This is a genomic window from Enterobacter cloacae complex sp. 2021EL-01169 (assembly GCF_020733125.1).
In the GTDB taxonomy this organism is placed as follows: domain Bacteria; phylum Pseudomonadota; class Gammaproteobacteria; order Enterobacterales; family Enterobacteriaceae; genus Enterobacter; species Enterobacter roggenkampii.
The window spans coordinates 182275-207449 of sequence record NZ_JAJFTC010000003.1 but is presented as its reverse complement, the minus strand read 5'-3'; the positions used below and the strand labels follow the sequence as shown (position 1 = coordinate 207449).

Annotated in this window: 31 protein-coding genes; 13 read left to right on the top strand and 18 right to left on the bottom strand. The window is 54.7% G+C overall.

Annotation, left to right across the window (positions count from 1 at the left end; translation table 11 throughout):
* Window positions 1-4 precede the first annotated feature (4 nt).
* The 13 genes from LLF79_RS12175 to LLF79_RS12115 all read right to left on the bottom strand — a co-directional run bounded on the left by LLF79_RS12175 (window position 5) and on the right by LLF79_RS12115 (window position 6774).
* The gene (locus LLF79_RS12175; RefSeq protein WP_222665198.1) at window positions 5-355 is read right to left on the bottom strand and encodes a GPW/gp25 family protein; all 351 of its coding nucleotides are present in this window, start codon (window positions 353-355) and stop codon (window positions 5-7) included.
* Window positions 352-993 carry a phage baseplate assembly protein V gene (locus tag LLF79_RS12170; protein ID WP_045910032.1) on the bottom strand — a complete coding sequence of 214 codons (642 nt, stop codon included), beginning with the start codon at window positions 991-993 and terminating at the stop codon, window positions 352-354. Before LLF79_RS12170 ends, LLF79_RS12175 begins: the two co-directional genes overlap by 4 nt.
* A gap of 112 nt (window positions 994-1105) precedes the next feature.
* The gene (locus LLF79_RS12165) at window positions 1106-1573 is read right to left on the bottom strand and encodes a phage tail protein (protein ID WP_222665196.1); all 468 of its coding nucleotides are present in this window, start codon (window positions 1571-1573) and stop codon (window positions 1106-1108) included.
* Entirely contained in the window at window positions 1536-1781 is a 246-nt protein-coding gene (gene lysC / locus LLF79_RS12160; protein ID WP_255642687.1) for an Rz1-like lysis system protein LysC, read from the bottom strand. Before lysC ends, LLF79_RS12165 begins: the two co-directional genes overlap by 38 nt.
* Window positions 1669-2094 (bottom strand): Rz-like lysis system protein LysB, encoded by a 426-nt coding sequence (lysB, locus tag LLF79_RS12155; protein WP_227879568.1) that lies wholly within the window; start codon window positions 2092-2094, stop codon window positions 1669-1671. Before lysB ends, lysC begins: the two co-directional genes overlap by 113 nt.
* Window positions 2091-2600: a lysozyme gene (locus tag LLF79_RS12150; RefSeq protein WP_222665195.1), complete on the bottom strand. Its 510-nt coding sequence runs from the start codon at window positions 2598-2600 to the stop codon at window positions 2091-2093. Before LLF79_RS12150 ends, lysB begins: the two co-directional genes overlap by 4 nt.
* Complete coding sequence (locus tag LLF79_RS12145) at window positions 2584-2805, bottom strand: HP1 family phage holin (protein WP_023309247.1); 222 nt, start codon at window positions 2803-2805, stop codon at window positions 2584-2586. The genes LLF79_RS12150 and LLF79_RS12145 overlap by 17 nt, the downstream gene beginning before the upstream one ends.
* On the bottom strand, window positions 2796-2999 hold the full coding sequence (locus LLF79_RS12140) for a tail protein X (protein WP_024906438.1): 204 nt from the start codon (window positions 2997-2999) through the stop codon (window positions 2796-2798). Before LLF79_RS12140 ends, LLF79_RS12145 begins: the two co-directional genes overlap by 10 nt.
* A 178-nt stretch (window positions 3000-3177) precedes the next feature.
* The gene (locus LLF79_RS12135) at window positions 3178-3618 is read right to left on the bottom strand and encodes a DinI-like family protein (RefSeq protein ID WP_024906437.1); all 441 of its coding nucleotides are present in this window, start codon (window positions 3616-3618) and stop codon (window positions 3178-3180) included.
* A gap of 109 nt (window positions 3619-3727) precedes the next feature.
* Window positions 3728-5917, bottom strand: a complete 2190-nt coding sequence (locus tag LLF79_RS12130; protein ID WP_222665194.1) for a replication endonuclease — start codon at window positions 5915-5917, stop codon at window positions 3728-3730.
* Between the two features lies 1 nt (window position 5918).
* The gene (locus tag LLF79_RS12125; RefSeq protein WP_045404086.1) at window positions 5919-6140 is read right to left on the bottom strand and encodes a TraR/DksA family transcriptional regulator; all 222 of its coding nucleotides are present in this window, start codon (window positions 6138-6140) and stop codon (window positions 5919-5921) included.
* Complete coding sequence (locus LLF79_RS12120) at window positions 6140-6367, bottom strand: DUF2732 family protein (protein ID WP_222665193.1); 228 nt, start codon at window positions 6365-6367, stop codon at window positions 6140-6142. The genes LLF79_RS12125 and LLF79_RS12120 overlap by 1 nt, the downstream gene beginning before the upstream one ends.
* A gap of 68 nt (window positions 6368-6435) precedes the next feature.
* On the bottom strand, window positions 6436-6774 hold the full coding sequence (locus tag LLF79_RS12115; protein WP_222665192.1) for a DUF5347 domain-containing protein: 339 nt from the start codon (window positions 6772-6774) through the stop codon (window positions 6436-6438).
* Between the two features lie 227 nt (window positions 6775-7001).
* Between LLF79_RS12115 and LLF79_RS12110 the strand changes: the two genes are divergently transcribed.
* Both LLF79_RS12110 and LLF79_RS12105 read left to right on the top strand, forming a co-directional pair.
* On the top strand, window positions 7002-7577 hold the full coding sequence (locus tag LLF79_RS12110; RefSeq protein WP_206805659.1) for a phage repressor protein CI: 576 nt from the start codon (window positions 7002-7004) through the stop codon (window positions 7575-7577).
* A 281-nt stretch (window positions 7578-7858) separates the two neighbouring features.
* Window positions 7859-9028: a DNA repair protein gene (locus LLF79_RS12105; RefSeq protein ID WP_206805658.1), complete on the top strand. Its 1170-nt coding sequence runs from the start codon at window positions 7859-7861 to the stop codon at window positions 9026-9028.
* Here LLF79_RS12105 and LLF79_RS12100 read toward each other — a convergent pair whose 3' ends face one another.
* The gene (locus LLF79_RS12100) at window positions 9029-9793 is read right to left on the bottom strand and encodes a siderophore-interacting protein (protein ID WP_049121086.1); all 765 of its coding nucleotides are present in this window, start codon (window positions 9791-9793) and stop codon (window positions 9029-9031) included.
* Window positions 9794-9940: 147 nt separating this feature from the next.
* Between LLF79_RS12100 and LLF79_RS12095 the strand changes: the two genes are divergently transcribed.
* A complete protein-coding gene (locus tag LLF79_RS12095) occupies window positions 9941-10435 on the top strand; it encodes a PadR family transcriptional regulator (protein ID WP_021242349.1) in 495 nt (164 codons plus the stop codon).
* Here LLF79_RS12095 and LLF79_RS12090 read toward each other — a convergent pair.
* Together LLF79_RS12090 and LLF79_RS12085 are read right to left on the bottom strand one after the other, a co-directional pair.
* Window positions 10432-11991, bottom strand: coding sequence for a methyl-accepting chemotaxis protein (locus LLF79_RS12090; RefSeq protein WP_023326131.1), 1560 nt, complete (start codon window positions 11989-11991; stop codon window positions 10432-10434). The genes LLF79_RS12095 and LLF79_RS12090 overlap by 4 nt on opposite strands.
* 337 nt (window positions 11992-12328) lie before the next feature.
* On the bottom strand, window positions 12329-13849 hold the full coding sequence (locus tag LLF79_RS12085) for a PAS domain-containing methyl-accepting chemotaxis protein (protein ID WP_008503173.1): 1521 nt from the start codon (window positions 13847-13849) through the stop codon (window positions 12329-12331).
* 436 nt (window positions 13850-14285) lie between these two features.
* On the opposite strand from LLF79_RS12085, the gene ygjG reads away from it, so the two are divergent.
* The 10 genes from ygjG (at window position 14286) to LLF79_RS12035 (ending at window position 23896) form a co-directional block, all read left to right on the top strand.
* Window positions 14286-15665, top strand: coding sequence for a putrescine aminotransferase (gene ygjG, locus LLF79_RS12080; protein WP_008503172.1), 1380 nt, complete (start codon window positions 14286-14288; stop codon window positions 15663-15665).
* Between the two features lie 511 nt (window positions 15666-16176).
* Window positions 16177-16719 (top strand): fimbrial protein BcfA, encoded by a 543-nt coding sequence (locus LLF79_RS12075; protein ID WP_008503171.1) that lies wholly within the window; start codon window positions 16177-16179, stop codon window positions 16717-16719.
* 72 nt (window positions 16720-16791) lie between these two features.
* Complete coding sequence (locus LLF79_RS12070) at window positions 16792-17325, top strand: fimbrial protein (protein ID WP_021242352.1); 534 nt, start codon at window positions 16792-16794, stop codon at window positions 17323-17325.
* 45 nt (window positions 17326-17370) lie between these two features.
* The gene (locus LLF79_RS12065; protein ID WP_119312241.1) at window positions 17371-18078 is read left to right on the top strand and encodes a fimbria/pilus periplasmic chaperone; all 708 of its coding nucleotides are present in this window, start codon (window positions 17371-17373) and stop codon (window positions 18076-18078) included.
* 77 nt (window positions 18079-18155) lie between these two features.
* Complete coding sequence (locus tag LLF79_RS12060) at window positions 18156-20783, top strand: fimbrial biogenesis usher protein (protein WP_045334542.1); 2628 nt, start codon at window positions 18156-18158, stop codon at window positions 20781-20783.
* Window positions 20784-21791, top strand: coding sequence for a fimbrial protein (locus tag LLF79_RS12055; protein WP_008503167.1), 1008 nt, complete (start codon window positions 20784-20786; stop codon window positions 21789-21791).
* 10 nt (window positions 21792-21801) lie between these two features.
* Complete coding sequence (locus tag LLF79_RS12050) at window positions 21802-22347, top strand: fimbrial protein (protein WP_021242355.1); 546 nt, start codon at window positions 21802-21804, stop codon at window positions 22345-22347.
* A gap of 9 nt (window positions 22348-22356) precedes the next feature.
* Complete coding sequence (locus LLF79_RS12045; protein WP_023294617.1) at window positions 22357-22887, top strand: fimbrial protein; 531 nt, start codon at window positions 22357-22359, stop codon at window positions 22885-22887.
* Between the two features lie 10 nt (window positions 22888-22897).
* Entirely contained in the window at window positions 22898-23599 is a 702-nt protein-coding gene (locus LLF79_RS12040; protein WP_046092490.1) for a fimbria/pilus periplasmic chaperone, read from the top strand.
* Window positions 23600-23608: 9 nt separating this feature from the next.
* On the top strand, window positions 23609-23896 hold the full coding sequence (locus LLF79_RS12035) for a hypothetical protein (protein WP_227879567.1): 288 nt from the start codon (window positions 23609-23611) through the stop codon (window positions 23894-23896).
* Window positions 23897-23997: 101 nt separating this feature from the next.
* Here the strand turns inward: LLF79_RS12035 and lsrG are convergent, their stop codons facing one another.
* Window positions 23998-24291 (bottom strand): (4S)-4-hydroxy-5-phosphonooxypentane-2,3-dione isomerase, encoded by a 294-nt coding sequence (lsrG, locus tag LLF79_RS12030; protein WP_008503162.1) that lies wholly within the window; start codon window positions 24289-24291, stop codon window positions 23998-24000.
* Entirely contained in the window at window positions 24288-25175 is an 888-nt protein-coding gene (lsrF, locus tag LLF79_RS12025) for a 3-hydroxy-5-phosphonooxypentane-2,4-dione thiolase (RefSeq protein ID WP_039024802.1), read from the bottom strand. The genes lsrG and lsrF overlap by 4 nt, the downstream gene beginning before the upstream one ends.

Below are 25175 nucleotides of genomic sequence, written 5' to 3'. Positions count from 1 at the left end.
GCGTTTAACTCAGTGAAATGGTGATAGAAAAGGATTGTCCGGAGGTCGGACGCGTGCCGGTGATATCGACATACAACGCCCCGTCGTTCTCCGAACGTTCGAAAGTGATGGCCGTCAGGCTTATCCGCGGCTCCCATTTCTGGATGGCGGAATAACAGGCGGCCATGATCTGCAGGCGCAGCGCCGGGCTCTGCGGCCTGTCTATCATCGCCGCCAGCAGCGAGCCGTAATCCCGGCGCATGACCCGCGAGCCAATCGGCGTAACCAGAATGTCGCGCACGCTCTGCCGGATGTGGTCAGCCTCTGAAAGGCTTAGCCCGGTCTGCCTGTTCATTCCCCTGTAACGCACCGTCATTGTGTCCCCTTAGTCCAGCTTCCGCCGCTTTGCACACTGCCGTGCGCGTGGTTGTCCACCTGCACCCCGTTGGAGGTCAATTTACCGCCAGAGTGCTCAATATTTCCGGTCATCACCCCGCCCTTCTGCACTTCCAGCGAGGCGGTAATTAACTTGTTGGTACACACCACTTCAGGCGTATCCAGCGTGATGCGGGACGTTGAGATCACCCGCACCTCCGGCACGGTGGCGGTCAGCGATTCAGAAGCGGAAATGTCGGCCGTTTTAATGCCTGAAACCGTCAGCGCCCCGCGTCCGGGTTCATACTCGATCACCGCGCCGTCAGGGAACGCGACGTGGAACGCGTCAGGCGAACCGGACGGCGCCGGATGGTCGTCAGAGAAAATGCCGGGCAGCACAAAGGCGGTATCCAGCTCACCGCCGATGGCCAGCAGCAGCACCTGCTCTCCCTCGGAAGGGGCCCACCACACGCGCGAACGTCCCGCACGGCAGGTTAGCCAGTTCAGCCAGGTGGTTTTCATCCCGCCGGTCTGGACACGACAAAGCCCTCTGTTGAGGTCAACGTCGGTCACAACACCGATACGAATCAGATTGCGGATCGCGCGAGCGATACCGTGCATGGAAGTTAATGTATTCATGAGAAGAGAATGCCGTTCAGGAGGAACGGCAGCAACGAGACGGGGTTTTCTGCGGGATGATACAACAAGCGGTCCAGACAGCTGGCGGCTGGCGGCCTTCAGCGTGGGGAGCTTAGTCCTCCCACTGGCTGACCAGCTCACCGTTGATGTACAACGCCTTCGGACGCGTGACGGGCTCCGGCAGCGGCGGCTCCGGGGAATAGGTCGTGTGCAGAACGCCCTGTTCCTCGGAAACAAGAATGCGCTCGGTTAATTGCATGCTGATGCTGATATCCATCGTAGCGTCATCGTTTAAGACGATCGCGAAGGTATATCCATTTTTGCGTCCCTCATCGAGGGTAAAAATGTCCGGCTGGTTTTCCCGCAGCCAGGCCAGTACCGGAACAAAAAATCCCTCGCTGTCGCCCGTGAAACCGCTAACCTTCCCGTTCAGCACATACCGTTTTTCAAAGGAGAGCGAGGAGGCAAGGCGGGCGTCTATATTGCCGCTGCCGACCGACATCTGCAGGCGTTCAGGGTTGGCATTCAGCTGGGGGATCGCGTCAATTAATGCCTGACGCAGGCTCTTGAGTTTGTGCATCGAGTTTATCCTGACAGTCTTTTATGGTTTCAACCTGCAGCGCGCAGGCGATAAGGGCGTACTCAAGCCTGCGAATATCGGCGCTGAGATCGCCGTTAGTGGCGGGTTCGCTTCCCGGCATCGGGCAGCGGCTCACCTTCGGGCAGGCGTTGTAAACAATGGGCTGCGGAGGCGCAGGCGGTACGGGTGTGCAACCTGCGGACAGCATCAGGCAGCTGAGCGGTATACCAGCGGCGTAACGCTTCATTTTCATTGAGTAATCTCCCGATAGTCGCTTCCCGTCTTGCCCTCTCCTCGCCCGCAGTAACAAGCCCCTCACGGAGCCTGACCTGGGCGTTTTCATTTGCTCTGGCCATCCGTTGCGACAGGGACAGCTGCTGGTTAAGCGTGGCGAGGGCCGTTTTTTGCTCGCTGGCGACCCGGTTGGCCGTGGCTAGAGAACGGGACAGGGTCTGGTTGTCATGACGAAGCCACAGCGTGATGGCCAGCAGTCCGGCCAGCATCAGCATGAGGACTCTCATGGCAGCCCCTTCATGCACCAGGCCTTCTCGCGGACACGACGATTTTCCAGCCCGGTATTTTTGACGCCGTTGACGTATATCCAGCGGGTAAGCTGCCCGCACGCCTGTGACCACTGTTTACGTTTGATAAAGGAGACCAGAGTCGAACGGCAGGCGGCGCCTGTGCCGACGTTAAAGGAAAAACTCACCAGCGCGTCGTAGACCTGCGGCGGCACCTCCACCGGCGCGCACGCCGCCAGACGACGCTCAACGTTGAGCACATCAGCGACCAGATTTACCGCGGCCTCACGCTCGGTAATGTCCCGCGTCGGCACGACGTTTGCCGTGTGGCCAATGCCTGACGTCCATACGCCAGCGCTGCACCGGTAGGGCGAGAGGCGACATCCTTCGAGATCGGCAATCAGCGCCAGCCCCTCCGGGGAGGTTTTCAGTAATCGAAAGTCAGGCATCAGCACCGCCAGGGCCAGCACGCCGGCGACGCTGCAACGCTTAATGATTGAGTTCACGAATGCTCTTCTTATCGAGGCCCAGAGACTGGAGGTAGCGCCAGGTTTTGCGCTTAAACCAGTAATTCGTCAGCGCGGTAAAAATGGCGCAAAGGCTCCCCACGTACAGCGCAACCTTTTCAGGAGACATCGCCCCGAACCAGGCCAGCGCCACGGCCAGCCAGTAGGCGATAACCGTGGTGATTTTCTCCAGGCTCAATCCCATAGGTTTACGGATTCTTTGGTGGGGGCGCTATTCACCTCCGGCATCTCTACTGGCGTGCCGTGAGGCAAAATAACGCCTGACTCCGCGAGGCCAGGATTGGCCTTCAGAACGGCTTCTACGACGCCAGCCGTGCGCCCGTAATAGCGGGCGCAAACGGCATCAAGCGTGTCCCCCTGCATTGCATAGATCTTCATCAGACGCTCCCAACATCCGGTTTCCAGGTACTGTAGAGTTTCCCGGGCCGGCGGCCTTTTCGCTATCGCTGACGGATGGACAATCGCGGACACAACAGACCGTCCATAAGCAGCGAAGCGTGGGTCGACGAAAGCGCAAAATCTGAATGAGGGTGTACGTTCGGGTTATGACGCTGGGCTAGCGCCAGCTCTCGTCTTCCCAGACTTCCCGGAGAATATTATCCAGCATTTCGCGATCGGCCTCTCCTTCAAGCCCCTGGAGCTCGACCCCCGTCACCGATCCTATTTTCACGCTCACCCGCGATGACGGAAACAGGGATCGTATTCTGCGGGTCAGTTCGCACTGAAAGGCTTCAACGACGGCATGGCCAATCTGCTGATCTTTATCGAGCGTAATGTTCACACGAACGTTGCCCTCTTTTTTGATTCGTTCCGGAACAGGCGATGCTGAGAAAACAACGGTAAATGCGTTGTTCTTGATTAAATTTCCCCGCGCAATCTCAGCAATCAAATTCAGGGCAATCTCACGATCTCTTTCCTGACATGTTCCTTCTGTCGTCAGTCGCGCAATCATCTCGACACGTTCAATCATGACCTGCTCGTTCAACTCTCTGTCCACACAACCTCCACCACGAGATACTGTATAAACATACAGTATCACGTATTCATAAAAAGAGTGAAGCGAAAAATCAGAATCCTTCACGGTATGTACATGATATGGATGGAGATTAGCGGGCTCTCTGAGCGAAGAGATCCGTTAAATACCCAATACGTTCAAGGATTTTCCGCGCCTTGTGCTGATAAGAACCCGCTGCCGGAAAGAGCGATCCGTCAGCTGCGCCTCTGCACCATTTGTTGTTAAAGCGGCTAACGCCGCCAGCCATAAGGTGCAGGGCCTCTCCGCGGCTGATGGCGATTCCGGTGGCGAGCCGTATCTCATCGATCACCTTCTCCGGAACCCCGTTCTGCGGGTCGCTCGCGAAGACGATGGGCGACGACGCGCCAGGGCGGATGAATTTGATGCGTTCGGTCAACGCCCGCCTCGCACGCCTGCTGAGGGGTTGAGAAAGATCGGTCTGCGTACAGTTATTGACAGAACTCCGAGAGGATACAGGCGTGTCCTTAAGATCCGCGGCCCGCTTCGGCACAATTTTCCACTGCGTGAGTCGGGTTATAATTGGGCTGCCCGCGCCAACGGCAGAATCGTATACACCGCGGATGCGGACCGTTTCCTCGCCGTACTGGTTAAATCCGGCGCGCGGCTCATACAGCGTGCGCACCTGTAAATCATCGCGACGCACAAACGGGCCGCCCTGTGCAGTAACATATCCCGCCCAGTCACCGGCGTCGGCAGCCTCATGGACGGCAGCAAACTCAACGCTCAGACCGCTCGCGGCCTCGGGATCCGCCATACGTCGCAGCTCGCGGTAGACCGTTACCGGCGCGCCGCCGATAAACTGAAACTGGCGAATGTGCCAGCGCCCTGCCCAGGCCGACACGGCGGACGCCGTCTCCTTCAGCAGCCCGCCGCTTTCGTTATCGGCCTCGTCATCGAGCGCATAGCCGTCGATATTCTTTGAGATGTATTTGGCGATATAGCCGGTAGCACTGCCTTTCTGCGGATCGATCGCGTCCGCGTGAAAGCGCGCCTGTCTGGCGCTTTCGCTCTGCAGCTCAACGGCATCCTCCTGCCGCGCGTAGTCCCCGATAATCCGGCGAACGCATTCGACATCTCCCGGCAGCATAAACATCAGCATGTGCCAGTGGGGCGTACCGTCATGATGGGGTTCCGCAACGCGGATACCGAAAATACGGATCCCATCACGGTGGAGCTTTGCGCGGATGCGCGCCCACAGCCGGGTGAGGTAGCCTTGCGTCTCCGCCGGACTGGCCCCGTTCCACTTCGCGTTGGGGTAACCTGATTTCAGCGTCGCGTGATACTGCGCGGGCGCGGTTAAGGTATAGAACTCGCCCACATAGCCCAGCGCCTCGCAGATATTTTCAAATCCGCGGATGCGGGTCATCAGTTCACAGCGGCGTATCGCCGGGTTGGCCACCGAGCTATCGAATTTTTCAATCAGGCTGATGCGGTTGCCCTCTTCATCCTCCAGCTCTATGCCCTTGAGAAATTCGCGGGTGCGGCGCTTCTGCTCGCGCCACTCGGTCACGCAGCGTTTGCTCGCATACGCCGTTCTCCGTTTGCTGACGCTGCCGAGGGCAATCTGCAAATGCTCGCGCCAGGCAGCCGCGACCCGACGCAGACGCCCGCGCCACCACGCCTCGGAAAACATGCGGATTACCGCCGCGGCAACATCATCTTTGTCGAAAAACGTCTTTGACACCCGTTCCCAGTGCGGAGGCGACACGTTGAACTGCCGGGCGATCAGTCCGGCGCGCTGATACCAGACGTACAGCGTCTGGTATTCATCCATCTCAGCATCGTTAATATTCGCCAGCTCGCCGCGAATAAAGCTGGCGATATCGGCGGCCAGCAGGTCGATGTCAGCGCGGGACATATCCGGCAGACGGTTATAGCGGGCAACCAGTTCGACCATTCGCGAGGCAAGGTACTGCAGAAGCTGAGTATCGAAATGGCCGTCAAACACGGCTCGGGAGACTGCGTCATGCAAACCTGCGCAGGCATAGCGTTCAGAGACCCGCTGCAGGCGAGGTAACATCCTTTTGCAGAAGCGGATCAAAAAGGCGTTAGCCTGCGGGCTGCCCCGGTGCTGTTCGAGGGCGTCAACCGCGCGCCAGACCTCAAAACGCACGCAGTCAGGCTGCTGTGAGAGGGCCATTCGTGCCTGCTTCAGCGCCGCGAAAAGGCGATCGCGGCGCTGCTGTTGGGCATGGGTGAGATAAGGGCTGGCAATGGCCGACCGTGGGGCATTCCACGGATAAGCAAATGACGTCGCCAACTCATCCTCCCCGGACGTGTTTATTTTTCATCTCTGCGATCTCCTGACAGGTGACGCACAGGGCTACGCCAGGCACCGCTATTCGGCGCGCCTCCGGTATCGGCGCCTCGCAGTCCTCGCAGAGGAAACGCGAAGGCGATGCGGGTCGTCTGCGGGCACGATTAATGTACCGCTCTCTGTCTTCCTGCTCGCGCGCCTGGGCAAGATCGATAAAATCGGCCATCAGTGCAGCTCCTGTGATTCACGCTCGTAGCGGGCCGCCTCGTGGCACAGTAGTTCGGCAACGTCCTCTCCGCTCATACCGGTTTTGTAGATATGGCTCGCCAGTGCCTCCAGGTGCAGGGAGACTGCGAGGGCTCGCGCACATCGTTCCTCCGTTTTTGCCTCTGCCAGCAGGCGTTTCAGTTCTTCACTTCCGATCGGATAAGGGCGGTTTTCACTGTTTCGCATCACGCGTTCTCCTTAAATTCAGGCAAAAGGATGCCCGGCGGGTTTACGCCATTAGTTTTTGGGTTGGGTTATACCGGCATGGTCAGCCGTTCAGGAAATAAACTCACAACAGCACGAAAATGGTTCATGGCGTTAATCAGCGCCCGTTTCTCTTCGGTCGTCAGCTCGCTGATATCGCACTCATGACGAGCGACGGGTAATCTCGCCAGGAAAAAGAGGGCGGCCAGCGCCCTGCAGTTCTCCTCAAAACAGGGATCGCGCTTATCGCGCAGCTCGGCCATAAACCGCGCCAGCTCTTTTCCGCTATCGCTCCCGTATCGGGCGCGCAGTTCAGCGACGTGGTTAAGCCCGTTAAGACGCGCTCCCACGCTAAGTGGAACCCTTGCACGGGCAGCTTCTATCGCCATATCTCCCCTCGCGTAAATGTATGCACGCTAATGCGTTCAAAACGGGCAGAGCACGGCTTTTTCCGCCGTTTGAGGATTGCGATTTCGGAAGCCATACTGCATGATTCCCATTTTGATAATGCCTGCAATCATTAGCCTCAGTTTGCCAACATCTGCTGCTGATTGCCCGAATTTACAATGATGGTAATACTCAATCGAGTATTAGTAAACACCCAAAGGAATATATTTTGATACTAGATTCTCAAGTGAATAATGAAGAGTTGCTCGATAGAATCTGTCAGGTATATGGTTTCACGCAGAAAATCCAGCTGGCCCGGCACTTTAATATCGCCGCCAGCTCGCTTCAGAACCGCTACGCGCGCGGTACCATCTCTTACGACTTTGCGGTTCAGTGCGCGCTGGACACTGGGGCCAGCCTCCGCTGGCTGATGACCGGGCAAGGTGCACAGTTTGAAGGTAACCCCGCGCCGGGCGATCCCGTTTCGGTTTCCACATTCACCCTAAGTGATGGAAGGCTGGAAGAAAATACTATTTTGAGTATCGACTCTACTCTCTTTAGCAAACCGCTAGCGCGCGGCATTGCCGTACGGGCGGAGGGGAAACTGCACTTTATCGAAAAAGAGGTGTCGTTAACCGACGGCCTGTGGCTGGTTGAGATTGAAGGCACCGCCAGCATCCGCGACTTAACGCTGCTGCCAGGAAAAAAACTTCACGTGGCAGGCGGCAAGGTTCCGTTTGAATGCGGTATCGACGAAATAAAGACGGTGGGTCGCGTGGTGGGGATTTACAGCGAGGTTAGCTGAGGCCTGGCCGGTTGCATTGGCCACTAAAGATGGGGCACTTGCTTTCGGGTAGGACACGGTAAAACCCGTGGCAGGGGAAAAAGAGAATCGACGCACATTAACAGGGCTGGTGAACGTGTGGTATGACGCTCTATTGGGTTTACCCATAGTGAGAGCAACATCCATCAACCCGTTAAAGAAATCCCCCATCGCGCCGATCATCATCCGTGTGTATTATTTCCTGTAGCTTTTACAACAACTAACCTTAACTCAAATACTTAAGCGCCAAAGCGAAAGGCATCATGAGCACACCGATCAAACGGCTAGAAATCATTAAAAATGCCATTGAACTGGAAGATGACGACATCATCCGGAGCCAGCTGACACGCCTGAAAAATGAAGCGTTTGACGATGAGCTACAGGCAATCGTCGTGGCGCTTGAGGAGAAGAACTACACCGCGGCCATGGCGGCCATTACCGCCTGGCTGCAGGGCCAGCGCGCCGTGACGCCGTGGCGCGATCCGCAGGTGGCGGCCAGCAAGCTGGAGCTGAAGGCGCTGGAAGAGCGTCTGCGCGATCTGATTGACCGCCGCAACGCGCGGGTGCAGCAGCTTGATGAGTTCAACGATCTCTATTTCTCCCGCCTGGGGCCGCTGATGCAGCAGATCCTCGCCCTGCGTAAAACGCTGGCGGAGCTGAACCTGCGTCGTCAGCAGGCGGAAGCGCGTCGTCGCGAGGAGGATTACCGTCGCTGCCAGCACTATATGGCGCAGGCGGTAGAGGTGCTGGCGACGCTGACCCAGCGCTGGCGCGATCTCCCGGCGGACTCCGTGCAGGCCGCCGAGGCGCGTAAGCATCTGGAGCAGCAAAGCAATCTGATTGCCAACCTGCTGGCCGAAGCGCTGGAGCTGGAGAGCGGCTTAACGCGCGAAGAGGAGCCTGCGCGTCAGGCGCGCGACGAGGCGAACGAAGAGTACGAGAAGTATCGCGAACAGCATCACGATGCCGAAGTGCGGCTGCGCAAAGGTAAGCATCTTTCACAAGAGGACCAGAACGAGCTCAAGCGTCTCTGGCGGCAGGCGAGCAAGCTCTGCCACCCGGATCTGGTGGCGGACGATTTGAAAGAAGAAGCCAACAGCATGATGGTACAGCTTAACCAGGCGAAGCAGCGCGGCGATGTGAAAGCCATTCGTTCGCTAGTGGCCCGCCTGCAGCAGGGCTTCGAGCCATTGATGGCAAGCGACAGGCTGAACGATCTGGAACGTATCCGCAAAAAAATGGCGCAGGTTCGCGAGCAAATCGACATTTTAGTGAACGAGCTGGCGGAGCTGGAGAAAGAGGAGTCCTGGCTGCTGGTCTCCTCGCTGAGCAATATGGAAGCGTACTTTGCTCAGCAGGAGAAAGCGCTGCACGAGGTCCGCGCCTCGCTCGAACATCAGGTGAACGAAGCGCAGCTGGATTCCGCCGCCTGATTATTTGGCGTGCCAGTATGCGCTGGCACGCACCAGCTGTGGGTCAATCGCGTCGGTTTCAAACTGACGGCTCAGGCGTTTCACCACCTTCCCTTCCCCGGTCAGCCAGATAAAGTAATCGTCCTCCGGAACGGTCAGCGCCGCCAGATGGTCAGCGACTGCCTGCTCGCTGTGGCCCACCACCCACTTGATATTGAACGCGCTCAGGTCCGCCAGATAGTCCTGGTACGATTCATCCCCAACCGTCACGACCGCGTGTATGTCCGGGCGAACCGGCAGTTGAGCAATGCTCTCTAAGCGTCGGCGCAGCGCGGGCATGCCGGATTCATCGCACACGTAAAGCTGCCAGGCGTAATCCTCCGGCACCACCAGCGAACCGCGCGGGCCGCCAATGGTCAGCTTGTCTCCCGCTTTCGCCTCAACCGCCCAGCTGCTGGCAATGCCGCCGTCATGAATGAAGAAATCGAGCATCAGCTCATGACGGACCTCATCATAGAGCGGCGTATAGTCGCGCGCCTGCGGACGCACGCCGTCACCCCAGTCGATGCCTTCATCGGTGACCACCGGCGGCGTAAACGTTGTCCCGGGTGCCGGGAAAAAAACTTTGGTATGGTCGTCGAAACCGCGGGAGCTAAAGCCCTCCAGCGCCTCGCCGCCTAGCACAATGCGCTGAAAACCCGCGCTGACGCGCTCAACGCGGAGCACCGTCAGCTCGCGAAAACGCAGGTCATTACGAACACGCTGTGGATAACGAGTAGATGCCATTTTTAGACCCTTTTCTGGTGAATACGATATATCTAAATCAATTTTCAAATGATAATGATTACTAATAAGGAAAAATGCAAGATCTTTTAGATTGCATCTGAATATATCTTAGATATAGTTTAGATATATCAAAACAAAGGGAATACTATGCGACACGAACACGAGGGCGGCGGACGTCGGCCGCGCTTTTTCGGCCACGGCGATTTGCGGCTGGTGATTCTGGATATCCTGACCCGCAACGCGAGCCACGGCTATGAGCTGATTAAAGAGATCGAGAACCTGACCCAGGGGAACTACACCCCGAGCCCGGGCGTCATCTATCCAACCCTGGATTATTTGCAGGATCAGGCGTTTATCACCATTACAGAAGAAGAGAACGGGCGTAAGCGCATTGCGATTACCGCTGAAGGACAACACTGGCTGGACGAAAACCGGGAACAGCTGGAACAGATCCAGGTGCGTATCAAAGCGCGCAGCGTCGGCTTTCAGCTGCGCAAAAACCCGCAGATGAAGCGGGCGCTGGATAACTTCAAGGCGGTATTAGACCTGAAGGTGAATCAGGGAGAGCTCAGCGACGCGCAGCTTAAGCAGATTATCGGCGTGATTGACCGCGCAGCGCTGGAGATCTCCCAGCTGGATTAAGCCGGTGCGTGCTCGCTCACGCGGAAGACGCGTACCAGCTCTTTCAGGTGCATCGCCTGTTCGTTAAGCGATGCCGCCGCCGCGACGGATTCCTCCACCAGCGCGGAGTTTTGCTGGGTAGTGGCATCAATCAGGCCAATCGCGCTGTTGATCTGCGAGATCCCCTCCGTCTGCTCATGGCTGGCCTGACGGATCTCGCGCAGGATCGCATCCATCTCCTCCACGTTGCCAACCATGCCGTTAATCAGCCCACTCGCTTTTTCGACCAGGTTCATCCCGTCCTGGGTCTGGCTGGTGGAGCTCTCAATCAGCTCGCGAATTTCGCTGGCAGACGACGCGCTCTTCTGGGCAAGCTGGCGCACCTCTCCTGCCACCACCGCAAAGCCGCGGCCGTGCTCACCGGCGCGCGCCGCTTCCACCGCCGCGTTCAGCGCCAGAATGTTGGTCTGGAACGCAATAGCGTCGATCAGGTCGATAATGTCGGACATCCGGTTGGAGGTCTCGTTAATCAGGCGCATTTTGCTGGTCACCTGCTTCATCATCTCACCGTTGTTTTTGACCACCGTGGCGGCATCGGCAGAAAGGTTGGTCGCTTCACCGGTATGCGAGGCGGTATTTTTCACCGTGGCGGTGATCTGCTCCATCGAGGCGGCAGTCTGTTCAACGGAGCTGGCCTGCTCTTCCGTGCGTGCGGCCAGATCCTGGTTCCCGGCGACAATCTGCGCGGCAGCGCTGGAGATATTCTCCGAGCCGGTTTGCACCTGCTGCACAATGTCCAGCAGACGCGTCTTCATCTCCATCAGCGCATGCAGCAACAAGCCCGTTTCGTCTTTGCCGTGCGGCGTGATGCTGCCCGTCAGATCGCCCTCTGAAATCGCTTTTGCGAAATTCACCGCCTCACCGAGCGGGCGGGTGATAGCGCGCACGATAAACCAGCCAATCAGGCTGCCTGCCCCAACGCTAAAGAGCGTGAGCAGGATCAGCAGCAGACGGTTAGACCTGAAATCTCCTTCCACCTGCGTGCCCGCACGCTGCATCTCGCTGTTCTGAATGGCGATCAGCTCCTTCACCTTCGCTTTATAAGCCTGCTGCACGGCGAGGGTGGTGGTCATCATTTCCTGTATGGCGCCCGCACGGTTGTTGTTCTGCACCGCCTGCAGAATGCGGTAGCGTGAATCCAGGTACTGCTGGCGCACGCTGCGGATATCCGCCAGCACCTGCTGAGACTGTTGATCCTGCAAGGCGTTGTTCAGCTCGCCCAGGATCACCGTGATATGCTCGCTGATCTCTTTCAGGCGCTGCTGAGATTGCCCCGTGTAGGTACCCTGCTCGTCCAGCAGCATCAGCTGTTGAGTGCTAATAAATTCCTGGAAGTTATCAATTAACTGGTTCGCTTTTACCGTGGTCGGATAGTCATGGGTAACAATGGACTGCATCCCATTATTTGCCCGGTTCAGGCTCAGCAAAGACACACTTGCGCTGATCGCCATCAGGACAATAAAGAACCCAAACGCCAGAAATAATTTCGTGCCGATCTTTACGTCATGAAAGAACATATTTTCTCCATCGATGTGATTATTTCTCAGACGATCGCTGTTATCGGTAACGATTTCGCTAACTTTATGAGTTTGATCGTTTTTTTATTTCATAATCCTCACAATACATAGGTGCAGGCTATTAATATGACCTCATCGATCGTTACCAGACCGCCAAACGGGGTATTTTCGAAATAGCATTCTGAAGAACTGACTTAGGCAGGAATAAATAACTGACGCACTTTCTTTAGTTATTTAATATTAAATTAACAATAAACCCCATTAATAGTCACAATCAGAAAAATAAAAAGCCGTTTATTCCCTACGGTATAAACGGCTTTTTTGGAACATGACTGACTCAATGGAGCACGGTCACCGCATCCTTAAGGCGTCCGGCGCGGTGCTTCACCATGGCCGAAATGTGCGCGCTCTCCTCGACCAGATCGGCGTTTTTCTGCGTGATGCTGTCGAGTTCAGCTACCGCACGGGTTAGCTCTGATAAGCCGGTTGCCTGCTCGGAGGTCGCGTGGCTGATCTGGGCGATAAGCTGGGTCACGTTTTTCACCTGCACAACGATATCATCCATCGTACGGCCCGCGGCGTGAACCTGCTCAGAGCCGGACTGCACCTTGCTGGCGCTGGCATCAATGAGTTTACGAATATCATTAGCCGCACTGGCGCTGCGGCTGGCGAGATGACGGACTTCGCCCGCGACCACGGCAAACCCTTTGCCCTGCTCCCCTGCCCTTGCCGCTTCAACCGCCGCGTTCAGCGCCAGAATATTGGTCTGGAACGCGATATCGTTAATCAGAGAGGTGATCGAGCCAATGCGCTGCGTGCTGTCGGCAATGTCATCCATCGTTTTAACGACGGTTTGCATCGCGTTGCCCCCTTTCGTCGCCGCGCTGCTGGCGGCCACGGAGAGTTTGTCCACCTCGGCGGCGGTTTCGGAGTTACTCTGCACGGACGCGGCCATCTGGTTCATTGTCGCGACGGTCTGCTGCACGTTCGCCACGGTCTGACGGGTCCGATCGTTCAGATCTTCATTTCCCTGCGCCAGCCTGTCGCTCCCGTCACGGACGCTCACCACCTGGCTCGACACGTCATTGATCAACCAGCGGCACATCAGGCCAAGTTGTCCTACCGCGCGCAGCGTCAGGCCCAGCTCATCGCTGCGGTTAAGATGCTGCACGCTGTTGCGCTCGCCGGTGGCGACCTTCAGTGCCTGTCGCGCCACATTCTCTATCGGGCGGACAATCTGTTGCTCAAACAGCAGCGTTCCCATCAGCATCACCACCGCAGCGGCGGCAAGCGGTAACCAGCCTGCGGAGGTGGCGGCCAGCGTGGCGGCGAGTCCGGCAAAGAGCACCGCCATCACGCTGCGCACGCGCCAGCGCAGCGGCATGGCCGGGAGTTTACCCAGCCAGCCCTTTCCCACCACCAGCCCTTTGTGAATACGTTTTTTACAGCGCCCGTCGTTCAGCGCCCGGTAGAGCGGCTCCACGGCGGCGATCTCTTCCGCTGTGGCTCTGGTGCGAATCGACATATAGCCCGTCACCTGCCCGCGGCGCACCATCGGCACCGCGTTAGCACGCACCCAGTAGTGGTCACCGTTTTTGCGCCGGTTTTTGACAATCCCGCTCCACGGCTCGCCCTGCTGCAGCGTGTACCACATATCGGCAAACGCAGCTTTTGGCATATCGGGATGGCGCACCATATTGTGCGGCTGGCCCGTCAGCTCATCGAGCTGATAGCCGCTCACCTGAACAAAGGTGTCGTTGGCGTGGGTGATGTAGCTGTGGACGTCTGTGGTAGACATTAAGGTGGTGTCATCGTCCAGAGGATATTCATTCTGGGTGACATAGGTTGGAGAGGACATCGTGAGCATCCCTTGCAGGTTATTTGAATGTTAATTTTGTGGGTCAATGTTTTTTCGGCGGTAAACAATTTATCTTTAGTTGTTAAACTTGATGAAGATCGCAGATTTGACTTAAACCATACTTTTTGTACGATATTTTAATTCATTGATTTCAAATACTTTCGTAGAGAAATTACCGACAAAGCATGACCTGTTAATGCCCGCTTAAGTTGCAGCGTATGCACCTCTTTAGTGCAGCGACGCTCTTCCCCCCTTTCTTTATACTTGCTGCCCCGTACCGCTAAATCCCGTTTGGCTTCTATCGGCATGATTAAATATTGTGCAACATTATTTTAACCTGGCGTTTATCCCGATTTTCGTTAAGGCCTCTGAAGTGGCGTAATCCCTGCAATACTTAAACCAGTATCATGTGATACGCGATCCCCGGGAGCACATTTTGAACAGGTTACCTTCCAGCGCCTCGGCTCTTGCCTGTACCGCGCACGCACTGAATCTCATTGAGAAGCGAACGCTTGATCATGAGGAGATGAAACAACTTAACCGTGAGGTCATCGATTACTTTAAAGAGCACGTCAATCCAGGGTTTCTGGAGTATCGCAAATCTGTTACCGCCGGCGGGGATTACGGAGCCGTAGAGTGGCAAGCGGGAAGTCTCAACACGCTTGTCGACACCCAGGGACAGGAGTTTATCGATTGCCTGGGAGGTTTTGGAATTTTCAACGTGGGGCACCGTAATCCAGTTGTGGTTTCCGCCGTACAGAATCAACTTGCGAAACAACCTCTCCATAGCCAGGAACTGCTCGACCCTCTTCGCGCCATGCTCGCGAAAACGCTGGCGGCCTTAACGCCCGGCAAACTGAAATACAGCTTCTTCAGCAACAGCGGCACAGAATCGGTCGAAGCGGCGATTAAGCTCGCCAAAGCGTACCAGTCGCCGCGCGGGAAATTCACCTTTATCGCCACCAGCGGCGCGTTCCACGGTAAATCCCTCGGCGCACTGTCGGCGACCGCGAAATCCACTTTCCGTAAACCGTTTATGCCGCTGCTGCCGGGCTTCCGCCACGTGCCGTTCGGCGACATTAACGCCATGCGCACCGTGCTGAGTGAATGCCGTAAAACCGGCGATGACGTGGCGGCGGTGATCCTGGAGCCCATTCAGGGTGAAGGCGGCGTCATCCTCCCTCCGCAGGGCTATTTGCCTGCCGTGCGTCAGCTGTGCGACGAGTTTGGCGCGCTGCTGATCCTCGACGAAGTCCAGACCGGCATGGGGCGTACCGGCAAGATGTTCGCCTGCGAGCACGAAAACGTGCAGCCGGACATTCTGTGCCTGGCGAAAGCTCTCGGCGGCGGCGTGATGCCGATTGGCGCGACGGTCGCCACCGAAGAAGTCTTCTCGGTGCTGTTCGACAATCCGTTCCTGCATACCACCACCTTTGGCGGTAACCCGCTGGCCTGTGCGGCGGCGCTGGCGACCATCAACGTGCTGCTGGAGCAAAACCTGCCTGCGCAGGCGGAGCAAAAAGGCGACATGCTGCTGGACGGCTTCCGCCAGCTGGGCCGGGAATACCCTGACCTTGTGCAGGAGGCGCGCGGCAAAGGGATGCTGATGGCGATTGAGTTCGTTGATAACGAAATCGGCTACAGCTTCGCGAGCGAGATGTTCAGGCAGCGTGTGCTGGTGGCCGGGACGCTTAATAACGCAAAAACCATTCGTATTGAACCGCCGCTTACGCTGACCATTGAGCAGTGTGAGCAGGTGCTAAAAGCGGCACGTAAAGCGCTGGCAGCACTCAGAGTGCGCGTAGAAGAGATCTGATCAATCCCCCCTCTTAACCGAGGGGGATTTCATTTTTCTGGTATAAATATTACAAATTGAAATAATAGTATTATATTTCAGACATACATTTATACTTTTAAAATTATAAAGTTCCTTTTCTCTTACATGATTTTTTTTGCAACCAAACCGATATCCATACACCACCTTTATCTATTTGACCGCAAACAGGGCGCCCATTGTTAAAATCCGGTAAAAACACCACTACTTACATCATTTAAAAATATTAATTAATTCTAATATTATACCTAAAAAAAACTAACGGCATATTATACCACCATACATTGAAATAATATTTCACGGCTCCTAGAATACCTGCCGCGGAACATCATAAACATGATGAAAAGAGCTTTTCAATAAGCCCGTCCATTATGCGAAATGCATATTCTAAATAACGGAACTTGTTAAACGTTATTCAAGTTCACGCTGTGAAAGCATATAGCTTTTACTCAATTTCAATTTGACAGAAAGATGTTTATTTAAAAGGATTTGTATGAAAAAGCACGTTTTAGCAATGGTCATTGCAACGGCAATGGTAAGTGGCGTAGCGATGAACGCACAGGCAGACACCGTCACGGTTTCTGGCGGTACGGTTAACTTCGTTGGCCAGGTTGTTAATGCTGCATGTTCGGTCGCAGCTGACTCCGTAGATCAGACTGTAACGCTGAGCCAGGTTCGTACTGTGAAATTGACGACAAAAGGAATGCAGGCGAACCAGAAAGAAGATTTCAAAATCGTTCTGGAAGATTGTGACACCACGGTAAGCCAGAACGCCGCTGTGATTTTCAACGGTCAGCAAGACGCAGCACTGGCAGGTTCACTGGCTAACACAGCGGGAGCTGGCTCAGCAACTAACGTCGCACTGCAACTGTTCGGACCGGATGGTAACGTACTCAATATCGGTGATACCTCCTCCAATGTGAAGCTGATCAATGGCGAGAACACCATCCCGCTGAGCGTTGACTACATCGCTACCGGTGCGGCCACGCCGGGTAACGTATCCTCGACTGCAACATTCCAGATGGTTTACTCCTGATTCGTTAGCTGCAGTAACACCCCCGGAATCTGATTCGGGGGTGTTTTGCCGATCCATCGAAACGGAGTCACTATGCGACAGGTCACCAGGCAATCAGTGCTGTTTTTCAGCGTATTGCTGTGCGTTGCACTGCCCGCCTCGGCAATTGACGACGGAAGCGTGCATTTTCAGGGGCAAGTCGTCAACACCGGCTGTTCCGTCAGTGCAGAAAGTCAGGACCAGATTGTGCGTATGGGCCAAATACGCAATAACGAATTTGCCGCAACGGGCGATTGGGCAGCACCGACAGCCTTTCAGATAACGCTAGAAGACTGCGATACCAGCGTCAGTCAACGTGCGGGCGTACTGTTCAGCGGCGAGTCCGATGCAAAAGACCCGCAAATTTTTCGCGCAGGTTATGGCGCAGGCGCAGCGCAGGGGATTGGTGTGGGAATATTTGACGCAACCGGCCATCTACTTATTCCGGATACAGCCCCGCCCTGGTACGCCCCCTTGCAGAACGGCGCCAATGTTCTGCGTTTTATGGCGAAATACCGCTCCACACAACCGCACGTTCAGGCTGGTACGGCCGACGCCCAGGTATGGTTTAACGTCGTCTACCAGTAAAACACTCAGAGGCCCGAGTGCCTCGTCATGAGAATTGAGGGAACAATGCAAATGAACACATCACCTACGTCTTTGTCTCGCCTGATGATGGCTGGTACGTTGCTGCTGACAATGGGTCTGGCAACGAATGCCTCTGCAGGTGGAATTGCTTTAGGGGCTACCCGCGTCATTTATCCGCAGGGGGATAAACAGGTTTCATTACCGGTGATCAATTCGTCGGCAGACAATACGTTCTTAATACAATCATGGGTAGCCAACGTTGAGGGTATCAAGTCACCAGACTTTATCCTTACGCCACCGTTGTTTGTTATCCACCCTAAGAAAGAGAACACGCTGCGTATTATGTATATCGGCCCCGACCTTCCTGCCGATCGCGAAACTGTTTTCTATCTGAACAGCAAGGCTATTCCGTCTGTCGATAAAAATAAGCTTCAGGGCAATACGCTGCAAATAGCAACACAGAGTGTGATTAAGTTATTCATTCGCCCTAAGAAATTAACATCCCTTTCCGTGGATGCGCCCAAAACGCTGACGTGTCGGACAGAAAATGGAAAAGTCATCATAACGAATCCATCACCGTATTACGTATCGTTGGTGCAGTTCTTTGTTGGGGGAACCCGTCTTCCCAATTCAATGGTCGCACCTAAAAACACGTTGGCGGTGGATATCCCCGGCGGCGGTTCCGGCAGTGTGAAATTCCAGACAGTGAATGATTTCGGCGCAAATACCCCTACGCAGATTTGTTCCCATTAACAACCTGAAATGAAATAGCAGACCTGCATTTTGTCTTCAAGGAAGGAAGTACTTAGCATTTACTGCAGGGAAAAGAGATGAAACGTAATACTTCACTGATTTTTAGCACATTTTCTTTAACATCCCTTACGCCAGTGGCGATGGCGATAGCAGGATTGCTATCGCCATCAGATGCAAGTGCAGAATATTTTTTCAACCCGGCATTTTTGTCTAGCGATCCCTCTGCCGTTGCTGACCTGTCGCGGTTTTCCACCAATGGCCAGGCACCTGGCGTCTATCGTGTCGATCTCTGGCTTAACGGGGCGTTTGTGGCGACTCGCGATATCACCTTTACGGCAAGAAATACGGCGTCGACGGCACAACCGCAGGCGGATGATACCGGTCTGACCGCCTGTTTATCAGCAAAAGCGCTGGAAAACCTGGGCGTTAACCTTCAGGCGTTTCCTGCGCTGACGGCGGAAAAAACGGACAGCTGTATTGATATTGCGTCAATCATTCCCGCCTCATCAACCACCTTTGATTTTGAGCATCAGCGGCTGGATATCAGTATCCCGCAAGCCGCCCTGAGGAATAGCGCACGCGGATATATTCCGCCTGAACAATGGGATGAAGGCATTAATGCCCTGCTGCTGAATTATAACTTCACCGGCTCTCGTAGCCGCGATCGGGGGGAGAGCAACTCAACCAGTAAAAGCTATTTCCTCGGGCTTAACAGCGGGTTGAACCTTGGCCCGTGGCGGTTAAGGGATTACTCAAGCTGGAATTATCACAACAGCGATGACTCACGCAGCGACAACTGGCAGCACATTAATACCTATGTTGAACGCGCGGTCATTCCGCTGAAAGGAAGACTGACGCTGGGTGACAGCTACACCCCATCAGACGTGTTTGACAGCCTCCCTTTTCGCGGTGCGCAAATCGCCTCTGATGACAATATGCTGCCCGATAGCCTGAAGGGTTTCGCGCCCACGATCCGGGGTATCGCAAAAAGCAATGCTCAGGTAACCATTAAGCAAAATGGCTACACCATTTATCAAAGCTATGTTCCACCGGGTGCATTTGCGATTAGCGACCTGTTTCCCACGTCCTCAAGCGGTGACCTCAGTGTTGAGGTAAAAGAATCTGACGGTAGCATCAACAGCTATTCCGTGCCTTATTCCACCGTTCCCGTACTCCAGCGTGAAGGCCGCGTAAAGTACGCATTAACAGCAGCCGAATACCGCAGCAGCAGCGATCAACAGGACGAGGTTAATTTCGTTCAGGGATCTCTAATCTGGGGGCTTTCGCATGGCTTCACGCTGTATAGCGGATCGCAGATAACCAACAATTACCACTCGCTGGCATTCGGCACCGGCCTGAATATGGGTGAACTGGGCGCTATCTCTGCGGATGTGACTCACGCGAAGAGCACGCTGGCGGATGACAGCACGCATTCAGGGCAATCGATCCGTTTTCTGTATGCAAAATCCCTTAACGGCCTCGGCACTAACTTTCAGCTGCTGGGCTACCGGTACTCGACATCGGGATTCTATTCACTGGATGAAACAGCCTATAAGCAAATGCGCGGCTACACAGGTGACCACGAGGACAACGATACCGAACAGCAAAATCCCTGGATGGATTATTACAATCTGTACTACACCAAGCGAGGAAAGGTTCAGTTCAACATCTCTCAGCAGCTTGGTCATGCAGGTTCGCTCTTTGTCACGGGCAGCCAACAGACCTACTGGCATACCGATGAAAAAAATACGCTACTCCAGGTAGGCTTTAGCGGGACCATTAAAGATGTGTCCTACAGCCTGTCCTACAACTACAACAAATCACCGGGCATGTCGAAAAGCGACGAGATTTACGCGCTGAATTTGTCGCTGCCATTGAGCCTGTGGCTGCGTCCACAAAACGATGTCAGCCAGAAGCATAACTATGCTTATGCCACCTACAACATCAGCACCGACAAAAAGGGTGAAACCTCGCAAAATGCCGGGATCAACGGCACATTGCTTGAGGATAACAACCTGAGCTACAGCGTTCAGGAAGGGTATTCAAGCCAGGGGACAAAATCACAAGGCTCCAGCAGCCTTGAATACGATAGCGCCTATGGCAATGCGAACGTGGGCTATAACTACAGCGGAAACGGCGACTACCAGCAGGTGAACTACGGTTTGAGCGGCGGCGTCATTGCTCACCGGAACGGCATCACCCTTAGCCAGCCGCTGGGTGATACCAACGTGCTGATTGCCGCTCCGGGCGCGAGTAACGTCAAGGTCGAGAACGAGCCGGGTATTCATACCGACTGGAGAGGCTATGCCGTGGTTCCCTACGCGTCCTCGTATCATCTCAACCGCATGGCACTGGACATCAACTCACTGGCTGACGATATGGATATCGATGATGCCGTAACCAATGTGGTCCCAACCCGTGGCGCGGTTGTGCGGGCAACCTTCAAAGCCCGGCCTGGTACGCGTGCGTTAATGACCTTAACCCATCGGGGCAAACCCGTTCCTTTCGGTGCCATGGTGTCACGTGATGACAATGGCAGCGATACGATTGTGGGTGAAGACGGAGAGGTCTATCTCTCTGGCCTGAGCCCGGCGGGAACGCTGAAAATTCAGTGGGGTGAAGGGTCAGACAAGCAATGTAGCGTGAAGTATCAATTACCTGAAAGTAAACAGCCGCTGCTGCGGTTGAAAATGGAGTGTATATAAATGAAATTATGGATGATTTTATTTTATGTGGTCGGGCTGGCATTCTCACCTTATGGAATAGCCGATATTTGTAAAAATGCTAACGGTGGCATCTCGATTGTTAACTATGATTTGACCACCACGCTGAACACCAATCAGAACATTAAAGGTGGCTCCACAGAGCTGGAAAAAAATCAGGATGTGCAGGTTAACGCCACCTGTCCACCGGGTGAGTGGGAAAAACGCACCTATCGCTCCTATTTGAGCCCTTTTCCGGTCGTCAAAACGGATGGTGAATGGAAATATCTCCAGCTTGACCCGGATTATATTATTGGCGCCATGAAAATAAATGACGCAACCATTGGTGAGTTTTATCCCCCCATTGAGTACGTTCACATGGGCGGCCACGATGAAGTGGATACCGGCGGCGTTTTCCCGGTCAACGATAATGACCTGATCTTTAAATTACAAATTGTCAGGCCTTTTATCGGCACCGTGGTTATCCCGCCAAAATTGATGTTCAATGTGTACGTCACCACGACGAATAACGATCGCCTGACCAATATTGTCTACCAGATTACCTACAGTGGCGTTATTACCGTGCCGCAAAACTGCGTCATTAATGCCGGGCAAACCGTAACGGTGGATCTGGGTTCTCTTTATCACGGTGATTTTACGCGCGCCGGGCAGATGCCGGACAACGCTCAACCCAAAACCTTCAATGTGCCCATTGAATGTAATGCTGATGTGAACTCCCCGGCACAATTAACCTTGCGCGTTATGGGCACATCGGACCCTCGCTACCCGGAAGCGCTGGCATCGGATAATCCTGATGTTGCCGTCGTGGTTACCAGTGAGCAAGACAACATACTGAAACCGAATGTCTTTTCAAGTAGCGCACCTTTTACGACTGATGAGGCGGGCAAGGCCAACGTGACGCTGAAAGCATATCCTATCAGCACAACGGGCAATTCCCCGGAACTGGGCGTGTTCACCGCTCTGGCCTTGTTACGCGTTGATTTCGCATAAGGATTGGGTGATGAAAAAGCGCAATTTTCTCCTGTTTCTGCTGGCAAATCTGGCGTTGTCCTTACAGACCGCCAGAGCAGAAAATGACAGTTTCAATGTTCAGTTTATCGGCACCATCGTGGGGGAGTCCTGCAACGTCGACACTGGCAGCGTTGAGCAGACGGTCGAACTCGGTGACTTTACCGCGGATGATTTCCCGTCGGTTGGCACCACAACGCCGGATACAAAGTTTGATATCACGTTGAAAGGTTGCACCCGCGCCATTACCGGCACCAAAGTTTGGTTTACCGGGAATGTGGATGCGAACAACCCGACATTGCTGGCACTTTCTGATAACGGAAAGGGAACGCCTGGCAGGATGGCAACGGGCCTCGGCGTTGAGCTACTGGATTCCAATCGCACCCCAATACCGATCAATAATACGGAGTCCTCGCTTTATCCGCTGCTGCCGGGAGATAACACGCTCACGTTTTATTTGCACTATAAATCCACGCTGCCCGTCGTGACGTCAGGAAATGCGACTGCCGTTATGTATTTTGACCTGCTTTATCAGTAAGGAATATGAATGAAACCGTTTCTCCGGTTATTTTTCTTCTGCATTATCCTGATGCACCTGGGCAGTGCGAGTACAATGGCGCACGACGGGACCGTTTATATTGTAGGCACCGTAAAAAGCAAAACCTGCATCATATCGCCTGATTCGGAAAATCTTATCGTTCGTATGAGTGACGTCGCCACAGGGCAATTTACGAACCAGAAAAATAATACGCCATGGGAACATTTTGCTATCAATCTTGAAAACTGCGGCGCAGGGTTGAATAACATCAGTACCCATTTTGAAGGCACACCCAATCAGGGCAACGCAGATTTGCTTTCTCTGACAGGCGGTCCGGGTTATGCCAGCGGCGTGGCTATCGGTATTTATAATCCGGACAAAACGCTTATACCGCTGGGCGATGAAAGCCAGCTGTTTACGCTGTCAAATAACCAGCTTACTGCCACCCTTGATTTTTATGCCCGTTATCTTGCTGACGGAGGTGCTGTATCGCCTGGAACAGCCAATGCTGCAGCAACCTTTATTTTGACTTATGCCTGATAACACCGTGATGAAACTGCGCATCCTGATCCCTGTTTTAGCACTCTTAACGTTCATCTCTTTTGCGCATGCAGGCGTCGTGATAGGGGGGACACGCTTCGTCTATCCTGAAAAACAGCACTCCATTACCGTTTCAGTGCGCAATAAATCCACGCTTCCCTGGCTGGTCAGTGCAAAAATTTATGCTGGCGGAAACTGGCCAGGGGCAACCTCTGCCCCCCAGGCGACCTCGGCGCTTGTTGCAACGCCCGCGCTTTTTGCACTACAGGGCGGACGCGAAAATAGCATCAGGATTTTTCGTGCCGATGAGGGTTTGCCTGCTGACCGTGAAACGCTTTTCACCCTCAGCATCTCAACCATTCCAGCCAGTAAGACCAGCAGCGACAACGTGCAAATGGCCGTACGTTCAAGCTTCAAAGTGTTCTATCGCCCTGAGGGATTAAACGGCAATCCAGAAAACGCGTATCGGGAAATCCTCTGGTCATATTCAGCAAACCAGCTCGTGGTGAAGAACCCGACCCCCTACTACGTGACGCTCTTCCAGACGCGTATTAACAACAAATCCATTGATAACGCGGGCATCATTGCCCCTTTTAGCCAGCGAACAATGGACGAGTGCCAGAAGGCGCCTCGCTGCGAAATACGCTGGCAAACCATAAACGACTATGGCCGGGTTATGCCGCCCGTGGTTAACATCCTTAATCTGAAATGAGTCCCCATCATGTTTTTCATAAAGCACCCCTTCCTCGTTCTGACCGTTTTCGTCACACTGACCGCACCGGCGCTGAGCCAGGCCGCTGAGTTTACCGCTGAGCAGAAGACGGAAATCGGCAAAATCGCCGAGGATTACTTTACCGTCCATCCGGAAAAAATGGGTGAAGCGATATCTATCTACCTGGCTAATCATCCTGAGTTTCTGGTTGCCGCGAGCGAAAACCTACGCCAAAGCCAGCAAGCGGCCGCGCAAAAAATGAAAGAGATGCAGGACGCAGCCAAAAAAGCGCAGTAAAGCAAAATCTAAAGCCGGGCGGACTACGCTCATCCGGCCTAGAAAACCATTCCACCTTTTCCCCAAAAGCCCGGTAAGCGCAGCGCCACCGGGCAAGACCATTACTCCGGCAATAACCCGACAAAGCTGCGTTTTTTGCGCGGCTCCGACATCAGCTCCTCCAGCTTATCCACGCACGCGAGATAGTGCGGGGTTTGCTTATGCGCCAGCACCGCCTCTTCGTCTTTATAGGCTTCGTAGATAAAGAACCGGGTTTTCACCCTCGGGTCCTGCAATACGTCAAAACGCAGGTTCCCCGGCTCCTGGATTGCGCCCTCGTGGTTGGCGCGAAACACCTCCAGAAACTCGTCCACCCGCTCGGGCTTAATGTTGATCTCTACCAGCGTCACGTTCATTGTGCTTCTCCCTGTTTCTCTTCCTGCCAGAATTGGAACGCATCACGGGCATTCCAGTTATCGTGCACCACTTTCTTCACCGCCTTCAGCATGGCGAGCGGCGCGCTGGACTGGAAGATGTTGCGCCCCATGTCCACGCCGGACGCGCCCTGGTCTATCGCGCGCCAGCACATCTCCAGCGCCTCGTGCTCCGGCAGCTTTTTGCCCCCCGCGATAACGATCGGCACCGGGCAGCTGGCGGTGACTTTTTCAAAACCCTCATCCACGTAGTAGGTTTTGACGAACTGCGCCCCCATTTCGGCGGCAATGCGGCTTGCCAGCGAGAAATACCGAGCGTCACGCGCCATCTCTTTCCCCACGCCCGTCACCGCCAGCGTCGGCATGCCGTAGCGCGCCCCTGCATCGACAAGCTTGATGATGTTGTTGATCGACTGATGCTCAAACTCGCTTCCGATGTACACCTGCGCCGCCACCGCGCAGACGTTCAGGCGCAGGGCGTCTTCCATCGCCACCGCCACGCACTCGTTGGAAAGTTCGCCCAGAATCGAGTTACCGCCGGAGGCGCGCAGCACCACCGGTTTGTTCGTCGCGGCGGGCACCTGGCTCCTGAGGATGCCGCGGGTACACATCAGCACGTCGGTTTCACCAAACAGCGGCGCGATAGAGAGGTCGATACGCTCAAGGCCGGTAGTCGGCCCCTGAAAGTAGCCGTGGTCAAAGGCCAGCATCACCGTACGGTTGCTCTGCGGATTGAAGATGCGCGCCAGCCGCGACTGCATGCCCCAGTCCAGCGAGCCGCAGCCCTTCAGGGTGAACGGCACATTTTGCTGCGGCGTGCCGATGCCAAAATCCTTGCCGTCTTTGATGTCGTCTAAATCAGCCAT

Coding starts and splice junctions, on each gene's coding strand:
- LLF79_RS12075 (WP_008503171.1), top strand. CDS start 16,177: ATGAAAAAGCACGTTTTAGCAATGGTCATTGCAACGGCAATGGTAAGT.
- lsrG (WP_008503162.1), bottom strand. CDS start 24,291: ATGAACGTGACGCTGGTAGAGATCAACATTAAGCCCGAGCGGGTGGAC.
- LLF79_RS12105 (WP_206805658.1), top strand. CDS start 7,859: ATGAGCACACCGATCAAACGGCTAGAAATCATTAAAAATGCCATTGAA.
- lsrF (WP_039024802.1), bottom strand. CDS start 25,175: ATGGCTGATTTAGACGACATCAAAGACGGCAAGGATTTTGGCATCGGC.
- LLF79_RS12175 (WP_222665198.1), bottom strand. CDS start 355: ATGACGGTGCGTTACAGGGGAATGAACAGGCAGACCGGGCTAAGCCTT.
- LLF79_RS12045 (WP_023294617.1), top strand. CDS start 22,357: ATGAAACCGTTTCTCCGGTTATTTTTCTTCTGCATTATCCTGATGCAC.
- LLF79_RS12050 (WP_021242355.1), top strand. CDS start 21,802: ATGAAAAAGCGCAATTTTCTCCTGTTTCTGCTGGCAAATCTGGCGTTG.
- LLF79_RS12055 (WP_008503167.1), top strand. CDS start 20,784: ATGAAATTATGGATGATTTTATTTTATGTGGTCGGGCTGGCATTCTCA.
- LLF79_RS12060 (WP_045334542.1), top strand. CDS start 18,156: ATGAAACGTAATACTTCACTGATTTTTAGCACATTTTCTTTAACATCC.
- lysB (WP_227879568.1), bottom strand. CDS start 2,094: ATGAGAGTCCTCATGCTGATGCTGGCCGGACTGCTGGCCATCACGCTG.
- LLF79_RS12040 (WP_046092490.1), top strand. CDS start 22,898: ATGAAACTGCGCATCCTGATCCCTGTTTTAGCACTCTTAACGTTCATC.
- LLF79_RS12065 (WP_119312241.1), top strand. CDS start 17,371: ATGCAAATGAACACATCACCTACGTCTTTGTCTCGCCTGATGATGGCT.
- LLF79_RS12140 (WP_024906438.1), bottom strand. CDS start 2,999: ATGAAGATCTATGCAATGCAGGGGGACACGCTTGATGCCGTTTGCGCC.
- LLF79_RS12145 (WP_023309247.1), bottom strand. CDS start 2,805: ATGGGATTGAGCCTGGAGAAAATCACCACGGTTATCGCCTACTGGCTG.
- lysC (WP_255642687.1), bottom strand. CDS start 1,781: ATGCTGTCCGCAGGTTGCACACCCGTACCGCCTGCGCCTCCGCAGCCC.
- LLF79_RS12170 (WP_045910032.1), bottom strand. CDS start 993: ATGAATACATTAACTTCCATGCACGGTATCGCTCGCGCGATCCGCAAT.
- LLF79_RS12095 (WP_021242349.1), top strand. CDS start 9,941: ATGCGACACGAACACGAGGGCGGCGGACGTCGGCCGCGCTTTTTCGGC.
- LLF79_RS12165 (WP_222665196.1), bottom strand. CDS start 1,573: ATGCACAAACTCAAGAGCCTGCGTCAGGCATTAATTGACGCGATCCCC.
- LLF79_RS12100 (WP_049121086.1), bottom strand. CDS start 9,793: ATGGCATCTACTCGTTATCCACAGCGTGTTCGTAATGACCTGCGTTTT.
- LLF79_RS12125 (WP_045404086.1), bottom strand. CDS start 6,140: ATGGCCGATTTTATCGATCTTGCCCAGGCGCGCGAGCAGGAAGACAGA.
- LLF79_RS12070 (WP_021242352.1), top strand. CDS start 16,792: ATGCGACAGGTCACCAGGCAATCAGTGCTGTTTTTCAGCGTATTGCTG.
- LLF79_RS12085 (WP_008503173.1), bottom strand. CDS start 13,849: ATGTCCTCTCCAACCTATGTCACCCAGAATGAATATCCTCTGGACGAT.
- LLF79_RS12090 (WP_023326131.1), bottom strand. CDS start 11,991: ATGTTCTTTCATGACGTAAAGATCGGCACGAAATTATTTCTGGCGTTT.
- LLF79_RS12115 (WP_222665192.1), bottom strand. CDS start 6,774: ATGGCGATAGAAGCTGCCCGTGCAAGGGTTCCACTTAGCGTGGGAGCG.
- LLF79_RS12035 (WP_227879567.1), top strand. CDS start 23,609: ATGTTTTTCATAAAGCACCCCTTCCTCGTTCTGACCGTTTTCGTCACA.
- LLF79_RS12120 (WP_222665193.1), bottom strand. CDS start 6,367: ATGCGAAACAGTGAAAACCGCCCTTATCCGATCGGAAGTGAAGAACTG.